At 67.2% G+C, this 16441-nt stretch carries 16 protein-coding genes; 10 read left to right on the top strand and 6 right to left on the bottom strand.

Annotated features, from left to right (window positions below; translation table 11 throughout):
- The first annotated feature begins 104 nt into the window (after positions 1-104).
- The 8 genes from G467_RS0103740 (at position 105) to dusB (ending at position 7751) form a co-directional block, all read left to right on the top strand.
- The gene (locus G467_RS0103740) at positions 105-647 is read left to right on the top strand and encodes an RNA polymerase sigma factor (RefSeq protein WP_245559030.1); all 543 of its coding nucleotides are present in this window, start codon (positions 105-107) and stop codon (positions 645-647) included.
- Positions 640-1185 carry a hypothetical protein gene (locus G467_RS18145; protein WP_022968392.1) on the top strand — a complete coding sequence of 182 codons (546 nt, stop codon included), beginning with the start codon at positions 640-642 and terminating at the stop codon, positions 1183-1185. The genes G467_RS0103740 and G467_RS18145 overlap by 8 nt, the downstream gene beginning before the upstream one ends.
- Before the next feature lie 53 nt (positions 1186-1238).
- A complete protein-coding gene (locus G467_RS18235) occupies positions 1239-2531 on the top strand; it encodes a PDZ domain-containing protein (protein ID WP_022968393.1) in 1293 nt (430 codons plus the stop codon).
- A gap of 88 nt (positions 2532-2619) precedes the next feature.
- Positions 2620-3186, top strand: a complete 567-nt coding sequence (locus G467_RS0103755) for a TMEM165/GDT1 family protein (protein WP_022968394.1) — start codon at positions 2620-2622, stop codon at positions 3184-3186.
- A 58-nt stretch (positions 3187-3244) separates the two neighbouring features.
- Entirely contained in the window at positions 3245-4375 is a 1131-nt protein-coding gene (locus G467_RS17320; RefSeq protein ID WP_022968395.1) for a GGDEF domain-containing protein, read from the top strand.
- A gap of 97 nt (positions 4376-4472) precedes the next feature.
- The gene (locus G467_RS0103765; RefSeq protein ID WP_022968396.1) at positions 4473-5798 is read left to right on the top strand and encodes a NupC/NupG family nucleoside CNT transporter; all 1326 of its coding nucleotides are present in this window, start codon (positions 4473-4475) and stop codon (positions 5796-5798) included.
- A gap of 15 nt (positions 5799-5813) precedes the next feature.
- Entirely contained in the window at positions 5814-6755 is a 942-nt protein-coding gene (locus G467_RS0103770; protein WP_022968397.1) for a ribokinase, read from the top strand.
- A gap of 9 nt (positions 6756-6764) precedes the next feature.
- Complete coding sequence (gene dusB / locus G467_RS0103775) at positions 6765-7751, top strand: tRNA dihydrouridine synthase DusB (RefSeq protein WP_022968398.1); 987 nt, start codon at positions 6765-6767, stop codon at positions 7749-7751.
- Positions 7752-7766: 15 nt separating this feature from the next.
- Here dusB and G467_RS0103780 read toward each other — a convergent pair whose 3' ends face one another.
- From G467_RS0103780 to olsF, 4 genes are all read right to left on the bottom strand, one after another.
- On the bottom strand, positions 7767-8105 hold the full coding sequence (locus G467_RS0103780) for a hypothetical protein (protein ID WP_022968399.1): 339 nt from the start codon (positions 8103-8105) through the stop codon (positions 7767-7769).
- Between the two features lie 47 nt (positions 8106-8152).
- A complete protein-coding gene (locus G467_RS15275; protein ID WP_022968400.1) occupies positions 8153-9154 on the bottom strand; it encodes a metal-dependent hydrolase in 1002 nt (333 codons plus the stop codon).
- A gap of 66 nt (positions 9155-9220) precedes the next feature.
- Positions 9221-10036, bottom strand: a complete 816-nt coding sequence (locus G467_RS0103790; RefSeq protein WP_022968401.1) for a UDP-2,3-diacylglucosamine diphosphatase — start codon at positions 10034-10036, stop codon at positions 9221-9223.
- Complete coding sequence (olsF, locus tag G467_RS0103795; protein ID WP_022968402.1) at positions 10033-11760, bottom strand: bifunctional ornithine lipid synthase OlsF; 1728 nt, start codon at positions 11758-11760, stop codon at positions 10033-10035. The genes G467_RS0103790 and olsF overlap by 4 nt, the downstream gene beginning before the upstream one ends.
- Positions 11761-11996: 236 nt before the next feature.
- On the opposite strand from olsF, the gene metK reads away from it, so the two are divergent.
- Entirely contained in the window at positions 11997-13217 is a 1221-nt protein-coding gene (gene metK, locus G467_RS0103800; protein ID WP_022968403.1) for a methionine adenosyltransferase, read from the top strand.
- A gap of 100 nt (positions 13218-13317) precedes the next feature.
- Here the strand turns inward: metK and G467_RS0103805 are convergent, their stop codons facing one another.
- On the bottom strand, positions 13318-14361 hold the full coding sequence (locus tag G467_RS0103805; protein WP_022968404.1) for a GSU2403 family nucleotidyltransferase fold protein: 1044 nt from the start codon (positions 14359-14361) through the stop codon (positions 13318-13320).
- A gap of 208 nt (positions 14362-14569) precedes the next feature.
- A complete protein-coding gene (locus tag G467_RS0103810; protein ID WP_022968405.1) occupies positions 14570-15313 on the bottom strand; it encodes an SDR family NAD(P)-dependent oxidoreductase in 744 nt (247 codons plus the stop codon).
- A gap of 92 nt (positions 15314-15405) precedes the next feature.
- On the opposite strand from G467_RS0103810, the gene G467_RS15280 reads away from it, so the two are divergent.
- Positions 15406-16350 carry an AraC family transcriptional regulator gene (locus G467_RS15280; RefSeq protein ID WP_022968406.1) on the top strand — a complete coding sequence of 315 codons (945 nt, stop codon included), beginning with the start codon at positions 15406-15408 and terminating at the stop codon, positions 16348-16350.
- Positions 16351-16441 lie beyond the last annotated feature (91 nt).

A 16441-nucleotide genomic window follows, 5' to 3' on the forward strand; every position in this document is an offset into this window, starting at 1 on the left:
AGGCGGTATAGGCGGAACCGGCCCGGCGCGGCCGGGCTGCGACCCTTTTTCCCCTGCCGGCATCACTGACTGATGTGAGCCCACCCTCGTCCTTCGCGATCGATGTGCCCGACTCCCTCCTTGCCCGCGCCAAGCGCGGCGAGGCGACGGCGTTCGAGCAGTTGTACCGCTGGTTCGAGCGGCCGGTGTTCACCCTGGCGTTGCGCCTGACCGGGCAGCGCGAGGAAGCCCAGGACGTATTGCAGGACACCATGCTCAAACTGTTCGACCGGCTCGGCGATTTCCGCGGCGACTCCCCGTTCTGGGGCTGGCTGCGACAGATCGCGGTGAACGAAGCGCTGATGCGCCTGCGCAAACGCAACCGCATGAGCATCGACGACGAGGCGAGCGAAGCCGAGCTCGAATCGCAGGACACGTTGCTGCCGCCGACGGCCGCCGACACCGCCCTGCTCGGCCGCGCGATGGCCGCGCTGCCCGACGTCACCCGCAGCGTGCTGTGGCTCTACCACGCCGAAGGTTTCACCCACGACGAGATCGCCACCAGCATGGGCAAGACGATTTCGTTCTCCAAATCCCAGCTCGCGCGCGGCACCCGCAAATTGCGCGCGCAGCTCCAGATCGATACCGAGGTCACCGTCCATGGCTGATGTCCGTTCCCACGAAGCCCCGCTTCCGATCGCCGAGGCGTTCGCCCGCCTGCCCTTGGAAAGTCCCGACGCGAGCGCCTGGCCGCTGCTGTCGGCCCGGTTGGCGAAACAGCAGCGCAAGCCGCGCTGGCAGGTTGCGGCCGCGGCCGCCGTGCTGATCGGCCTGGGATGGATGTTGTTCCCGCGCGGCGAAGCGCCGACCCAGATCGCCGGCACCGACACCTCGGCCAGCGGCACGAGCAGCACGCCCGACCTCGCCGGTCTGATGGCGGAATCGGCGCGTCTGGAACGCCTGGTCGCTGCCGCCAGCGACGACGGAGCGAGCAGCGCCAATACCGCCGCCCTGGGTCTGGCGCTGGAAGACAGTCTGCGTTCGCTCGACAGCGAACTGGCCGTCGCCAGCGATCCCGCAGCGCAACTGGCCTTGTGGCAACAGCGCGTCGAGGTGCTGCGCGATGTTGCCAGTCTGGAAACCTCGCGCCACTACCTCGCTTCCCAGGGCCAGAGCCTCGATGTCGCTCTGGTCGCTGCATACTGATCCGTTCCGACCGCACCCGCAAGAACCCCGCAAGAAACCCGAAGGAGATCCCGATGAAAACCCGAATCCTGTCCCTGATGATCGGCGCCGCGCTGTGCGCCGGCGTCGCCTCCGCCAGCGAACCGGCCAAGGCGCCCGCCGCACCGACCGCGCAGCAGCAGGCCGCGCGCGCCGAAATCGAACGACTGACCCAGCGCATCGAAGAACTGTCCAAGCAGACCGGCGACGACACCCGCGTGCGCGTGATCGTGCGCCGCAGCGACGATGCGCCGCGCGCGATGCAAGGTCGCGATGGCGATGTGCAGCGCATCGAACAGCGCTGGCGCATGCCGCCCGAGGCGATGCAGGGCCGCCCCGGTCTCGGCATCGTGATGGCACCGAACCCCGCCGCCAGCGGCGTGCGCATCGCCGCGGTCACGCCGGAAAGCCCGGCTGCCAAGGCCGGCCTGCGTACCGGTGACGTGCTGCTCTCGGTCGACGGCAAGAAGATCGCCGGCAACGGCACCGCCGCTGTCGAGAGTGCGCGCGGCCTGCTCGGCGATCTCAAGCAGGACCAGACCGTGCGTCTGTCCTATGCCCGGGAAGGCAAGACCTTCGATGCGAGCGTGAAAGCCGACGCGATCCGCCGCGTGATGGTGTTCAACCGCGAAGGCGGCGACATGCCGATGCGCGGCCCCGGCCGCGGTGGCGACCACATGATGGTGCTGTCGCCGCAGGTGGAAATGGACATCGAGCGCATGGGCGGACCGATGCGCCATTGCGAATCGGGCAAGGAAGACTGCCATCTGCCGGCGATGATGCAGGCGTTCCGCTGGCAGGGTCTGAACCTCGCATCGGTCGATGCCTCGCTCGGCCGTTATTTCGGTACCAGCAAGGGCGTGCTCGTGGTCAGCAGCGGCCCCGAACTCAAGGGCCTGCAATCGGGCGACGTGATCCAGCGCGTGGCGGGCAGCGATGTCGCGTCGCCGCGCGATGTGATGCGCGCGCTGCGCGAGCGCAAGGAAGGCGAGCAGGTCAAGGTCGACGTCCTGCGCGACCACAAGGCCGCCGCCGTGACGCTGACCGTGCCGAAAGCACGCGCCTTGCCGTTCATGGCACCGCCTCCGCCGCCGCCGGCCCCGCCGGCACCGCCTGCCGTTCCGCGCACCCCGGGTGTGGCGCCGCCTCCGCCGCCGGCCCCGCCCGCCGCTCCGGCGCCGCCCAATGGCGCGCCGGTGGCCTGGGTGTCCGATGGCGAGATGGAGATCTACAGCCTGGCCGTCAACGACGTGCAGATCATTGATGACGGCGACGACGGTGATGACGGCGAACAGATCGAAATGGTGATCGTTCCGGCGGCCCGATAACCGGTCGCGCTATGCTTGCACTGGCCGGTGCGGACCCCGCGAGCGGGAGTCCGCACCGGTTTTTTTTGTTCTCTTGATCCGGTAACGCATGCAAGCCCTGCTGATCGCCACCCTGACCGTCGCCCTCGCCGAAATCGGCGACAAGACGCAGTTGCTCGCCCTGCTGCTGGCGGCACGCTATCGCAAACCCTGGCCGATCATCTTCGGCATTCTCGCCGCGACCCTGGTCAACCACGCGGTCTCCGCCTGGCTCGGTGCCTGGGCCGCCGGCCTGGTGTCGCCGCAGGTCCTGCGCTGGATCGTGGTCGCCTGCTTCCTCGCCGTCGCCGCGTGGGCCCTGGTGCCCGACAAGCTCGAGGACGAGGAAGTGAAGCCGCCGCGCTTCGGCGCCTTCGTTGCCACGTTCATCGCTTTCTTTCTTGTCGAGATCGGCGACAAGACCCAGATCGCCACCGTCGTGCTCGCCGCGAAATACACGCCGCTGTGGCAGGTCATCACCGGCACGACCGTGGGCATGATGCTGGCCAACGTCCCGGTGGTGCTGCTGGGCGCGAAGTTCGCGCATCGCCTGCCGCTCAAGGCCGCACGCTTTACCGCGGCCGGCGTGTTCGCCGCGCTGGGCCTGTGGGTGGCCTGGTTCGGACTCGCGTCCTGACACCGTCGGCGGCAGCGGCTATGCTCGGGCCACCCCCCGATGCGATCCCGAGCCACGCTTGAGCACGCTCCGCGAATCCCTGCACGACCTGCGCCGCTCGCTGCAAGAGCCGCCCGACGAGATCATGCTTGAAGTCGGCGCCGGCGGAGAGACCCTGCTGGCGCGACTGCGTCTGGCGATCGCCCTGCTGTTGCTGCTGCTGCCGCTCATCAACTATTGGGGTGGCGGCGACAGCACCGAATCCTTGATCGGCCTGTCCGGCGTCGGCGGCGTGTTCCTGCTCAGCCTGCTCTGGCTGAGCCTGGCCAAACGCCATCGCCGGCATCGCTGGCTGCCGCTCGTGTCCTCGCTCGGCGACGTCACCATCATCAGCCTGGTATTGGCCGTGCTCGCGCTGCGCTCGCCGGCGTCGGGACTCAACAGCGTGGTGGTCTGGTGCATCTATCCGCTGTCGGTGTTCGCGACCGCATTGCGCAACGATGCCCGCGTCACCCTGATCACCGGCCTGGTCGCCGTCGCGCAATTCCTGCTGATCTCGGCGGCGTTCCTGACTACCGCGGACGGGCCGCTGATTTCCGCCGAATACGGCACCGTGCAATGGTCGACGCAGTTGCAGCGCGCTTTCCTGCTGGCGCTCTCGACGCTGATCACCGCGATCATCGTCTTCCGCATGCAGCGGCTGGTGCAGTTGTCGGGCACCGACGGCCTGACCGGATTGCCCAATCGCACCTATCTCAACCACCGGGTGCCGCAGATCCTCGCCGAAGCGCGCCGCGAGGGGCAGACGCTGTGCCTGGCCCTGATCGATCTCGACTATTTCCGCCGCATCAACGAAGACCTCGGCCATCTCGCCGGCGACCGCGCCCTGCGCCATGCCGTGACCACGCTGCGCCTGGAGCTGGGCCGCGACGAGCCGCTGATGCGCGTGGGCGGTGAGGAATTCGTGCTGATCCTGCGGCAGCCGCTGGGTTCGGCCTGGGAACGCATGGACAGCCTGCGTCGCCGCCTGGAGAGCACGCCCTTCGTGCCCGACGACGGCTACGAGCCGCGACCGATGACCTTCAGCGCGGGCATCGCCTGCAGTCCGCAGGACGCGATCGACGTCTCGGGCCTGATGCGCATGGCCGATCTGCGCCTGAACGCGGCCAAGCAGGCCGGACGCAACCGCGTCATGGCACGGGACCACTGACCCGGTCACCAAGCCGCGTACCCGCCGCTCCGCCGCCTTGCCCGAACCGGGGGGCTGCACTACCCTGCCCCATCGCTCAGGGGATCACCACCGCATCATGAATGGAATTTTGTTCGGCCTGTTTGGCCTCGCCGTCCTGCTGGGCATTGCCTGGTCGTTTTCCAACAACAAGAAAGCGGTTGACTGGAGGCTGGTGGCCACCGGCGTCGCGCTGCAGATCGCCTTCGCTGCCTTCGTCCTGCTCACCAGCATCGGCAGCACGGTGTTCGGCGCGCTGGGCCAGGTGTTCGTCACCCTGATCGGCTTCACCAATGAGGGATCGAAGATGATCCTCGGCGGCTTCGCCGATCAGGACAAGTACGGCTTTGTGTTCATATTCCATGCCTTGCCGACGGTGATCTTCTTCGCCTCGTTCATGGCCATCCTCTATCACCTGGGAGTGATGCAAAAGGTCGTGCAGGGCATGGCCTGGGCGATCACCAAGGTCATGCGCGTGTCCGGCGCGGAAACGACCAGCGTCTGCGCCAGCGTCTTCATTGGCCAGACCGAAGCGCCGCTGACCGTGCGTCCCTACATCAGCAAGATGACGGACTCGGAACTGCTGACCATGATGATCGGCGGCATGGCGCATATCGCCGGCGGCGTCATGGCGGTGTACATCGGCATGCTGGCCGGTACCGACCCGGCAATGCAGCAGATGTATGCCAAGCACTTCCTCGCCGCGTCCATCATGGCCGCGCCGGCAACGCTGCTGATTGCCAAGATCCTCATCCCCGAAACCGGTCGCCCGCTGACCGGCGGCACGGTGACCGTGCATGTCGAGCGGGACAGCAAGAACGTCATCGACGCCGCTGCCGGCGGTGCGTCCGACGGCATGAAGCTGGCGATCAACATCGCCGCGATGCTGCTCGCCTTTGTCGCCCTCATCGCCATGCTCAACGCGATCATCGGCTGGGTCGGCGACTGGCACCTTGGCGGTTACGAAAGTCTCAACATGATGCTCAACCACGGACTTGCCGCAGGCGCCACGCCAGTTCGCCTTAACCTCGGCCTGATTCTGGGTTACGTGCTCGCCCCGATCGCCTGGGTCATCGGCATCGACTGGAAGGATGCCGTCGTCGCCGGCGGCCTGATCGGCCAGAAAGTCGTGCTGAACGAGTTCATCGCCTACCTGCAATTGGCGGCAACGCCGCAGGGCACGGGCGTGGGCGCGATCAGCGAACATTCGCGCCTGATCCTGACGTACGCTTTGTGCGGCTTCGCCAACTTCAGCTCGATCGCCATCCAGATCGGCGGCATCGGCGGCATCGCTCCAGACCGTCGCGCCGATCTCGCCCGCTTCGGCCTGCGCGCGGTGCTCGGCGGCACGTTGGCAACCCTCATGACCGCGACGATCGCCGGCGTCCTACTGGGTCTGCAGTAAGCGCGGCCGACGACGATGTCTGGGTCCGTGGTCGTCGTCGGTTCGTTCAATCTCGACCATGTCTGGTCGACGTCGCGCTTCCCGGTGCCGGGCGAAACCCGACTCGGCAGCTTCACCTGCGGTCCCGGCGGCAAAGGCTTCAACCAGGCGATCGCGTCGGTGCGCCAGGGTGCGCCGACGCATTTCATCGCCGCGATCGGCAGCGATGCGATCGGCGACGGCGCCGCGGCGCTCGCGACAACAGAAGGACTGCAGGCGCACTGGCAGCGCTGCCCCACGCAGGCGACCGGCACGGCGGCGATCGTGCTCGATGGCCAGGGCCAGAATCTGATCGTCGTCGGCCCGGGCGCGAACGCCGCCTTGTCGGTCGAACACGTGCAGGCGCAGGCCGCTGTGCTGCGCGGTGCGCGTGTCCTGCTCACGCAGCACGAAGTTGATCCGCTAGCGACACGTTGTGCGCACGCGCTGGCGCGTGCCGCCGGTGTGCTGGTCATCCACAACCCGGCACCGCCCGTGGACGCGACCGCGCAACCGGCGCTCGACGGCATCGACCTGATCACGCCAAACGAAACCGAGTTCGCGCAGCTGCTGCGCGACCATGCCGGCCACGATATCGCGGCCGCGTATCTGGTCCAGCAGGAAGAACCGATCCTGCACCGCCTGTGCCGCGACCTCGGCGTGCCGACCGTGATCGTCACGCTCGGTGCCGATGGCGTGTTTGTTTCCCAGGCCAATGGCTACACGCGCATCGCGGCCGAAGCTGTGAACGTGCGCGATACGACCGGCGCCGGCGACGCCTTCAACGGCGCGCTCGCCGCCGCGCTGGCCGGTGGCCAGCCCCTGCTCGACGCCGTGGCCCAGGCCAACCGCGTGGCGGGATTGAAAGTCGAACGCCACGGCGCCGCCCTAGCGATGCCGACGCGCGCCGAGGTCCGCGAGCGCTTCGCCACGGCCTAGACTGTCGCCATGCAAATCGGCCCCTACCGCCTGGATCCGCCCGTCGTGCTCGCGCCCATGGCCGGCGTCACCGACAAGCCGTTCCGGATGCTGTGCAAGCGTCTGGGCGCGGGCCTGTGCGTGTCGGAAATGACCACGAGCGATCCGCGCCTGTGGCAGACCAGCAAATCCCTGCACCGCATGGACCACGCCGGCGAACCCGCGCCGATCAGCGTGCAGATCGCGGGCACCGATCCAACCATCCTCGCCGACGCCGCGCGCTACAACGTCGATCACGGTGCCCAGCTCATCGACATCAACATGGGCTGCCCCGCGAAGAAAGTCTGCAATGTCTGGGCCGGTTCGGCCTTGATGCGCGACGAAACGCTGGTCGCGCGCATTCTCGACGCGGTCGTGAAAGCGAGCTCGGCGCCAGTGACCCTGAAAATCCGCACCGGCTGGGACCGCGAGAACCGCAACGGCCTGCGCATCGCGCGCATCGCGCAGGACAGCGGCATCGCCGCGCTCGCCGTGCACGGTCGCACGCGCGCCGATCTGTATCTGGGCGAGGCCGAATACGACACGATCGCGCAGATCAAGGCCGCGTTGACGATTCCGGTCATCGCCAACGGCGACATCACCTCGCCGGAGAAAGCGCGGCAGGTGCTCGCCGCGACCGGCGTGGATGCCGTCATGGTCGGGCGCGCGGCGCAGGGCCGGCCGTGGATCTTTCGCGAAATCGCCCACTACCTGGCGACCGGCGAGACGCTGCCGGAACCGTCCTTGCTGGAAATCCGCGACATCCTGCTCGGACATCTCGAGCACCTGCATGCCTTCTACGGTGAAGTGGCCGGCGTGCGCATCGCGCGCAAACACCTGGGCTGGTACGCCAAGGATCGCCCGGAGAACGCGGCGTTCCGCGCCGTGGTCAATCAGGCGGAAACCGCGCGCGCGCAGATCGACCTGACCCGCGACTACTTCGATGCCCTCGCCGCCGGCGTGGCGCTCGCGGCCTGATTCGCGAACCGGCGATCAGGTCAAGGCGAGATAGACCGCCAGCCCCAGCGCCGACAGGATCAACAGCCGCAGCACCAGGGTCGAGCCGCCGTCGCCGGGCTGGATGGTCTGGTTGTAGTGACCGACGACATCCTTGCGCGGCGCGATGCGCGCCGGCGCATGCGCGGACACCGCCGCGGATTTCGCAACCGTCTCCGCGCCCTCGAGCAGCCGCTGACGCAGCTCGGGCGGCATCTTGTCCAGCTGCGCCTGCACCTGCGCGCGCATCGGCTCGGGCAACTGCGAGATATCCAGACGTTTGCCCGCACGCAGCGCCTGCATCAGCAGCTTGATGTGATCGGTGTTCTGGCTCATGCGCGTCCCCTCGTGGGGCGAGTGTAGAACGAAGCCGCCCGCCGGTCTCAGGGCGCGTGCCAGATGCGTCGCCACATGCCCGGCAGGCGTTCGCGCGCATTCCACGGCCAGGTCAGCTGTTCGACCGGGAGTTCGCGCCAGCCCTCGCCGTCCCGCGCCGCGACGACGAAACGGAAGCTGTAGTCGGGTTCGGCGCCCATGCGCAGATCCGACAACACCACGCGATCATCCTGAACCTGCGCCTTGAGAAAGCCGTGGCTGAACCAGGCCAGCTTCCGGGTCGCCGGATAGGCCGCCACCGCTGCCATCGCCTGCGTGTCGCTGGCATGCGCCTGGAACTGCATCGGCCCCCGATCTGCAACCAGGGAGCGTTCGCCTTCGACGAAACCGTCCGGCGTCATCACCACGACGCGCCACAGCAGCGTATTGAACGGCATCGGCGCGGAGAAGCGCGGCGCGTCCTGCAGGCCCAGGCTCGCGAGCGCGGCATCGGCAGCGGCCTCGACGCGTGTCTTGGCGATCCACGACCAACCCAGGTACGCGCCGCTCAGCACCAGCCCGGTGAGCAAGGCGACCCGCGCTGCCCGCTCGCGCAACAGCCAGCCGAAGAAACACGCCAGCACCAGCGGCAAGGTGAACATCGGATCGATGATGAACAGGCTCGACCACATCGCCGTCGGCACCGGTAGCGGCCAGAACAGCTGCGTGCCGTAGGACGTGAACGCGTCGATCAGTGGATGCGCGAGCAAGGTGATCAGCACGAGCCAGAACCAGCGCCGCGGCTCCTCGCGCACTGGCGTCCACCACGATCTCAGCCACGCCGACAACAAGGCCGCGACCAGCGGCAGCACCAGCAGGGAATGGGTGACGCTGCGATGCCAGGTCATGTTGACGATGGGATCGTCGGCGAACAGCGCGAGCGGGATCACGTCCAGATCCGGCAGGGAATTGATGACCGCGCCGGCCAGCAGGGCGATGCGCCGATGTTTTGCCGGGGCGATTGCCGCTGCGATCGCGCCGCCGAGAAACAGATGCGTCAGGGAATCCATGAAGTTTTCCGGCCAGGCCAGCGCGCAGACTAGCCAGAAGCCCGCGCCTTGTCGCGCGTGATCGCGTCAGGCCGCGCGCGGCAGCACGTGCAGCGACGGCCGGCGCGAATGCAGGCGCACGCTTTCGCGGCCACCGGCCTCGAGCAGGCACAGGTTGCCCTCGGCATCCTCGGCGACCGCGCTCAGGCTCTCGACCCAGTCGCCGTCGTTGGCATAGATCAGACCATCGACGGTGCGCAGGTCGGCACGATGGATATGCCCGCAGACGATGCCGTCGAGTCCGCGTCGGCGGACGTCGTCCAGACCCGCGCGCACGAAACGTTCGATGTAGCGCTCGGCGGCGGCGCTTTGCCGCTTGAGAAAATCCGCCAGCGACCAGTAGCGCAGCCCGAGTCTGCGGCGCAGCGCATTGGTCAGGCGATTGCTGTGCAGGATGACGTAATACAGCCAATCGCCGAATGCTTCCTGGAAGCCGCCGAACTGCGTCTGCGCATCGTAGTCGTCGCCATGCGTGACCAGCAGGCGGCGACCATCGAACAGGGTGTGGATCACGCGCCGGCGCACGCTCATGCGCGGCAGCATGAGGCCGCAGAAGCGTCGGATCGGCCGGTCGTGGTTGCCCGGCACATAGATCAGTTCGGTGCCGCGCTTGGCCAGACCATGCAGGGCTTCGACGACGCGATGCTGCGCCGCGCCCCAGACCGCGCGACGTTGCGACAGCCACCACAGGTCGACGATATCGCCGACCAAGTACAGGCGGCGGCAGTTCAAGGCACCCAGGAACGTCGCCAACTCCTCAGCATGACAATGCCGCGACCCCAGGTGAACATCGGAAATGAACACCGCGCGCAACATCGCCTCGCCATCGCGCGCGACGGTCATGCCGCCGCCGGACAGTCGGTGGGCAAGGCCGTCGCGGGGCCGCCGAGGTAGCGGTCGCGTTTCCGCGGCCGGATGCGCGCGAGATCGACTTCGATCAGGCCGTCGACGGCGTTGTTGAATGCCGGATCCACGCCGAAGGCGAGAAAGCGCGCACCGCCGGGTTCGCACAGCTCGGTGTATTGCTTGTACAGCGTCGGCACGCGGCTGCCGAGCGCATCGAGATTGGCTTTCAGCAGTCGGAAACTCGCGTCCGCGTCGAGTTCGCCGAAACTCGGCGGACTTGCCAGATAGCGGAACGGACGATGCGCGGCGACATCCCGCTCCTCGCTGCCGAAATAGCGCGAGTAGTACGCCACGAGCTGCTCGCGCGCGGCGATCGGCAGATCGGCGCTTATCGACACCGGGCCAAACAGATAGCGCACCTGCGGATGTGCGCGCAGGTAGGCACCGATGCCCAGCCACAGATAGTCGAGGCTGCGCGTGCCCCAGTATTTCGGGGCCACGAAGCTGCGACCGAGCTCCATGCCCTGCGCCAGCCGCGGCAACAGCTGACAGGGATAGCGGAACAGCGACGCGGTGTAGAAACCTTCGATCCCGCGCTCAGCGAGCACCGGCTCGCCGCGCGCGACGCGATACGCGCCGGCGATTTCCAGCGCCTCGCTGTCCCACAGCACGATGTGTTCGTACCAGGCATCGTAAGCATCGATGTCCAGGCGTTTGCCGGTGCCCTCGCCGACCGCGCGGAAACTCAGTTCGCGCAGGCGGCCGATCTCGCGCAGCAGCGGCGAGTCGGCCGCCAGCGAACCGGCGTAGATGCGTTTGCCATCCGGCGTCTGGCCGAGCAACGGCAATTTGCCGAACTCGCGCAGCAGCGCGGCGCGGTCGACGGCATGCACGAGCGGCAACGGTCCCTGCGGCACGGATTCGCGGCGCGAGCCGATCGCGTACAAGGCCTGGCGAATCGACGCGAGTGCGGACGCATCGTCGCGCTGCACCGGCAAGGCCATCGGCAGGCCGACGCGCAGGTCCACGCGTGCGCCCTTGCGCGCCAGGACTTCGCGCGGCAGCAAGGCCGTGCCCGCGGGCTTGTACAAGGCCGAGGCGCCATAGAACAGGACCGAATTGCGCACGCCGATCTTCACCGGCAGCACCGGCGCGTCGGCCACGCGCGCGAAGCGCAGGAAGCCGCGGCGCCAGTGCGTATCGCGGATGCCGCGCCAGCCCAGGCGCGAGACTTCGCCAGCCGGAAAGACGATGACGCAGTGTTCTTCGCCCAAGGCGCGCTCGATCTGCGCCAGGCTTTCGGCGCTCGGTCGCCCGCCGAGGATGCGCAGGGGCAAGAGCAGCTCGCGGAGGCCGGGGATGTCGCAGAGGAAATCGTTGGCGACGATTTTCACGTCGCGGCGGATCGTCGAGACGAAGTGCAGCAGCGCCAGCGCATCGATCGCGCCCGCCGGATGATTGGCGACGAGCACCACGCGACCGGTCTGCGGGATGCGCTCGCGCTCGACCTGGTCGACGGTGTAGCGCACCTGCAGAAACTCCAGCGCCGCTTCGACGAAGGCGAAGCCGGCGGTGTCGCGGTGCGCTTCGAGGAAGGCGTTAGCTTCCGCCAGCCGCGAGAACTTGCCCAGGCCGCGCAACAGCGGCCGCGAGATCAGCCCCCGGGGGCCGGCGAACCAGCCCGGGTAGCGTTCGCTGAGGCTCTTTTCCAGATCGATCATCGGCGCCGCCGGTAGCCACGTTCCGCGCAGCCTAGGCAGCGATGACGACAGGGCGGTGGCGGTTCGGGGTCAGTCCGGTGACAGCGCGTCCGCGCCGACGACGCCCCCAACACCCGCGGAATTCCTTAACATCCAGCAAACGCCGCGGCGGCCAAGATGCACTGCCTGGCCGCGGCGTGTATCATGCGCCACCCCAAATCCATCCTTTCATCCGAATCAAGGGATATAACCCGCCGATGAGCAGCTACCTCTTCACCTCCGAATCCGTTTCCGAAGGTCACCCGGACAAGATCGCCGATCAGATCTCCGACGCCGTCCTCGACGCCATCCTGGCGCAGGACAAGCGCGCGCGCGTGGCCTGCGAAACCATGGTGAAGACCGGCGCGGCAATCGTCGCCGGCGAAGTCACGACCTCGGCCTGGGTCGACATCGAGTCGCTGGCGCGCAAGGTCATCAACGACATCGGCTACGACAATTCCAAGGTCGGCTTCGACGGCCACACCTGCGCGATCATCAACATGCTCGGCAAGCAGTCGCCGGACATCAACCAGGGCGTGGACCGCAAGAAGCCGGAAGAACAGGGCGCGGGCGACCAGGGCCTGATGTTCGGCTTCGCCTGCAACGAAGCCCCGGAATTCATGCCGGCGCCGCTGTACTACTCGCATCGTCTGGTCGAGCAGCAGGCCAAGGTGCGCAAGTCCGGCAAGCTCAAGTGGCTGCGTCCGGACGCGAAGTCGCAGGTCACCCTGCGCTACGAGGACGGCACCAACAAGATTCTCGGCCTCGACGCCGTGGTGCTGTCGACCCAGCACGATGAAGACATCAAGCAGAAGGCGCTGGTCGAGGCCGTGCACGAGCACATCCTCAAGCCCGTGCTGCCGAAGGCATGGCTGAAGGATCTGCCGAAGTCGAAGATCCACATCAACCCGACCGGCAAGTTCGTCATCGGTGGCCCGGTCGGCGATTGCGGCCTGACCGGCCGCAAGATCATCGTCGACAGCTACGGCGGCATGGCCCGTCACGGCGGCGGCGCGTTCTCGGGCAAGGATCCGTCCAAGGTCGACCGTTCGGCGGCTTACGCGGCGCGTTACGTCGCCAAGAACCTCGTGGCCGCCGGCCTGGCCGACCGCTGCGAAGTGCAGGTGTCGTACGCGATCGGCGTCGCTGAGCCGACCAGCATCTCGGTCACCACCTTCGGCACCGGCAAGATCAGCGACGAGAAGATCGAGAAGCTGATCCGCCGCCACTTCGACCTGCGCCCGTACGGCATCACCAAGATGCTCGACCTGCTGCACCCGATCTACCAGCCGACCGCGAGTTACGGCCACTTCGGCCGCAAGCCGCACGAGATCAGCTACCTCGACGGCGCCGGCAAGAAGCACACCGCGACTGCGTTCTCGTGGGAAAAAACCGATCGCGCCGACGCGCTGCGCAAAGACGCCGGTCTCAAGAAGTAACGCGCCGAACTCCCTCTCCCGCGTGCGGGAGAGGGCCGGGGTGAGGGCAACCGGGCCGCGCAAGCGGCCCGTTTTCATTCAGCCTCGCGCCACTCTTGCACTAGAAGCGCAACCACCCCACCACATCCAACTCAGGCGCCACACGCGCCAGCGCCGCATACCCTTGTTGCAATCGCGACAACCAGCCCGGTCCGCGATTCCGGATATCGGCCCAGGCATCCTGCACCTGCCCCTCGGCCTGCTCCTTGAGCAACGACAATAGAGCCGCCGATTGCTGAATGTCCTTGTTCGACTTCGCGATGCGCGACGCCGGTCGCTCGCCGGCAACCAACAACTTGTGCAGCGCATAACGCGCCGGGTGCGGAACGTTGACCACCGCCACGCCGCTGCCGGCAAAAGCCACGGCCTGCTGGATATCCTGAAGCAGGTATTCCATGAACTTGAGTGGCTGCAAGGTGATGCCCAGTTGCGGGTGTCGGAAAGGCTTCATCCCGTCGCGATGCAACGGCGTCAGGAAATCGATCTGGAACTCCGGATCCTTCGGATCGAGATACGTCCCGCCGATGCCGCCATCAGAACGCTCGATGGGCAGCAGGCCCATCCGCAACGAGTCCAGTGCGGCATGCACGTCGATCTCGACATCGGCAGGCAATGCAATCGCCAGTGCCTTGCCGGCGTGCGCGAAATCCACGTCCTGCGTGCGCTGACCATCCGTCCAGCGCACCCCCAGCATGTTGCCGAATGCGAGAAATGCATGCGTCCCGATCAACACCCCACCCGCACGGAAAAAACCGTAGTCCGACAGTCGCTGCATCACCTTGAAATGCTTGGGCAACATCGGCGCGTTGCCCAGGGCGACCGCCGATTGCGCCAACGCCTGCAGTGCCGGTTTCGCCCCACCCTCGGCACGCGTGGCGATCAGGGCCAACACCCGTTCGTTTTCTGGCCCAACGTAGACCTGCCGTTGTTTGCCCGAGACATCCAAGTACTGGTAGTACCAGTACGGACGACCCTTGACCTGCTTGCGTGCGAACGTGCCCGGCAAGTCGGCCACGGTTCGCATCAGCTCAGCCGCATGGGACGCGTCCAGCAACTGGGCGTATGCCGTCTGGGCGGACGAGGACAGGGGCGTGAATCGGGGCATGGGCGGGGCTCGCACAAGGGCCTGGGGGAACTCTACATCCGAGGTTATACGTAATCAACAATAAATTACGTATAACCTTCTCGACCATCGGGAGTTGCCCGAAAATCCTATCCGGAATGCCCTCGCACGGTTACACCACCGAGATTGATCCGGGTGGTATAACTTTCCCAGGATCAAAAGCCGGGCCGCGCGAGCGGCCCGTTTTATTTCACCTCGCCTGCGCCAACGCCACCGCATCCGCCCCCGCCGCAAACCGCAACTGCCCCGTGCCATCCTGCACCGCGCGCCACACCGCCTCCGCGACATCGGTTTCCTGCGTCGTCATCGTCACATTCGCAAACCCCGCAAACACCTTCTCCGCGAACGCCGCATACTCCGGCGGCACCAGCCCCTGCATGCGCTCGCCACCATTGGCCGCAAACGCCGTCGTCGGGCCATAGCCCGGCATCACCAGCTTCGTGCGGATGCCGAACGGTTCCAGCTCGAACGCCAGCGACGCGGTAAACGCATCCACCGCCGCCTTGCTCGCCGCATACGCCGCCGCCAGCGGCATGCGCGCCAGCGTCACGCTGGAAGTGACGTTGACCAGCACGCCACCGCCACGCACGCGCAGTCGCGGGATCGCCGCCTGGCAAACCGCCATCGCGCCGAAGGTGTTGGTGGCGAACACGTCGTCCACGGTGGCCATTGGCGTGGCCTCGAACGCGCCGACCACACCGATGCCGGCATTGTTGACGATCGCGTCCAGGTCGCCGGCGGCATCGAACGCGGCGCGGATGCTGGCCACGTCGGTGACGTCGAGCGCCAGCAGCTGCAGGTTCGGCGAGACCGGGAACAGCTCGGGCCGCGGCGTGCGCATCGTCGCGACGACGCGCCAGCCCTGGGCGAGGAAGTGGCGGGCGGTGGCCAGGCCGTAGCCGGACGAGGTACCGGTGATGAGGATCGACTTCATGGCGGAACTCCTTGGTTGGGGAGTCCAGCTTGCCGGCCGCCATCCGGACGGACTACGCTCCATGATCCGGTTTTTGTTTGCGAGCGTCCGGAATGGCCGATCCCCTGTCCGAAGTGATCCAGCGCCTGCAGCCCCGAGCCGTGTTCTCGCGAACCATCGAGGGCGCCGGCGACTGGGCCGTGCGCTACGGCGCCTTCGGCCAGCCCGCTTTCACCGTGATCCTGGCCGGCCAGGCCCGCTTGGCCGTCGACGGGCATGCGCCGCTCGACTTGCAAGCGGGGGACTTCGTACTGCTGCCGGCGACACCTGGCTTCACCCTGTCCGGCGGCGCCCCGATCCCGCCAGTGCGACTGGACCCGCAAGCCGGCGCCGTCGTGGTCGACGACAAACCACTCCGGCACGGTCGCCTGGGCGGCGATGCCGATTTTGTCTCGCTAGGCGGTTGGTTCGAATTCGCCACCCCCGACGCCGGTCTGTTGGTGTCCCTACTGCCCGGCCAGGTCCACGTGCGCGGCGTCGACCGCCTGACGCGCCTGGTGCACTTGCTGCGCGAAGAAGCAAACGACGCGCGACCTGGCCGAGAACTGATGCAAGCCCGACTCGTGGATGCGCTGCTGATCGAGGCCCTGCGCAGCCATGCCGACGCGGCCCACGCCACGCCCGGCTTGCTGCGCGGGCTGGCAGATCCGCGGATAGCGGTGGCGTTGCAACGGATGCATGCGCAGGTGGGACGCGCGTGGACGATGGCGGCGCTGGCGAAGGAGGCGGCGCTGTCGCGGTCGGTGTTTTTTGAGCGGTTTACGAAAGCGGTGGGGGTGCCGCCGATTGCGTATTTGTTGGGGTGGAGGATGGCGGTGGCGAAGGAGTTGTTGCGGCGGGGTGGGCTTACGATCGATGAGGTGGCGGAACGCGTGGGGTATCGGTCGGCGAGTACGTTCAGTACCGCGTTTCGGCGGCAGGTCGGTGAAGCGCCTGGGCGGGCCCGCGCAACACCCTCGGCGCAAGCAAGACCAGCGGCAACAAGGTCGGGAGCCTGATTTGCCGTTGTCTCGACCTGTGGCCGTTCGGCTCAACTGGCTCCCATTCCCAGCTTCCCTCCCGAGTCAAGTATCCTTCTCCGATGAACGA

Origin of the sequence: Arenimonas oryziterrae DSM 21050 = YC6267, assembly GCF_000420545.1 — a bacterium.
In the GTDB taxonomy this organism is placed as follows: Bacteria; Pseudomonadota; Gammaproteobacteria; order Xanthomonadales; family Xanthomonadaceae; genus Arenimonas; species Arenimonas oryziterrae.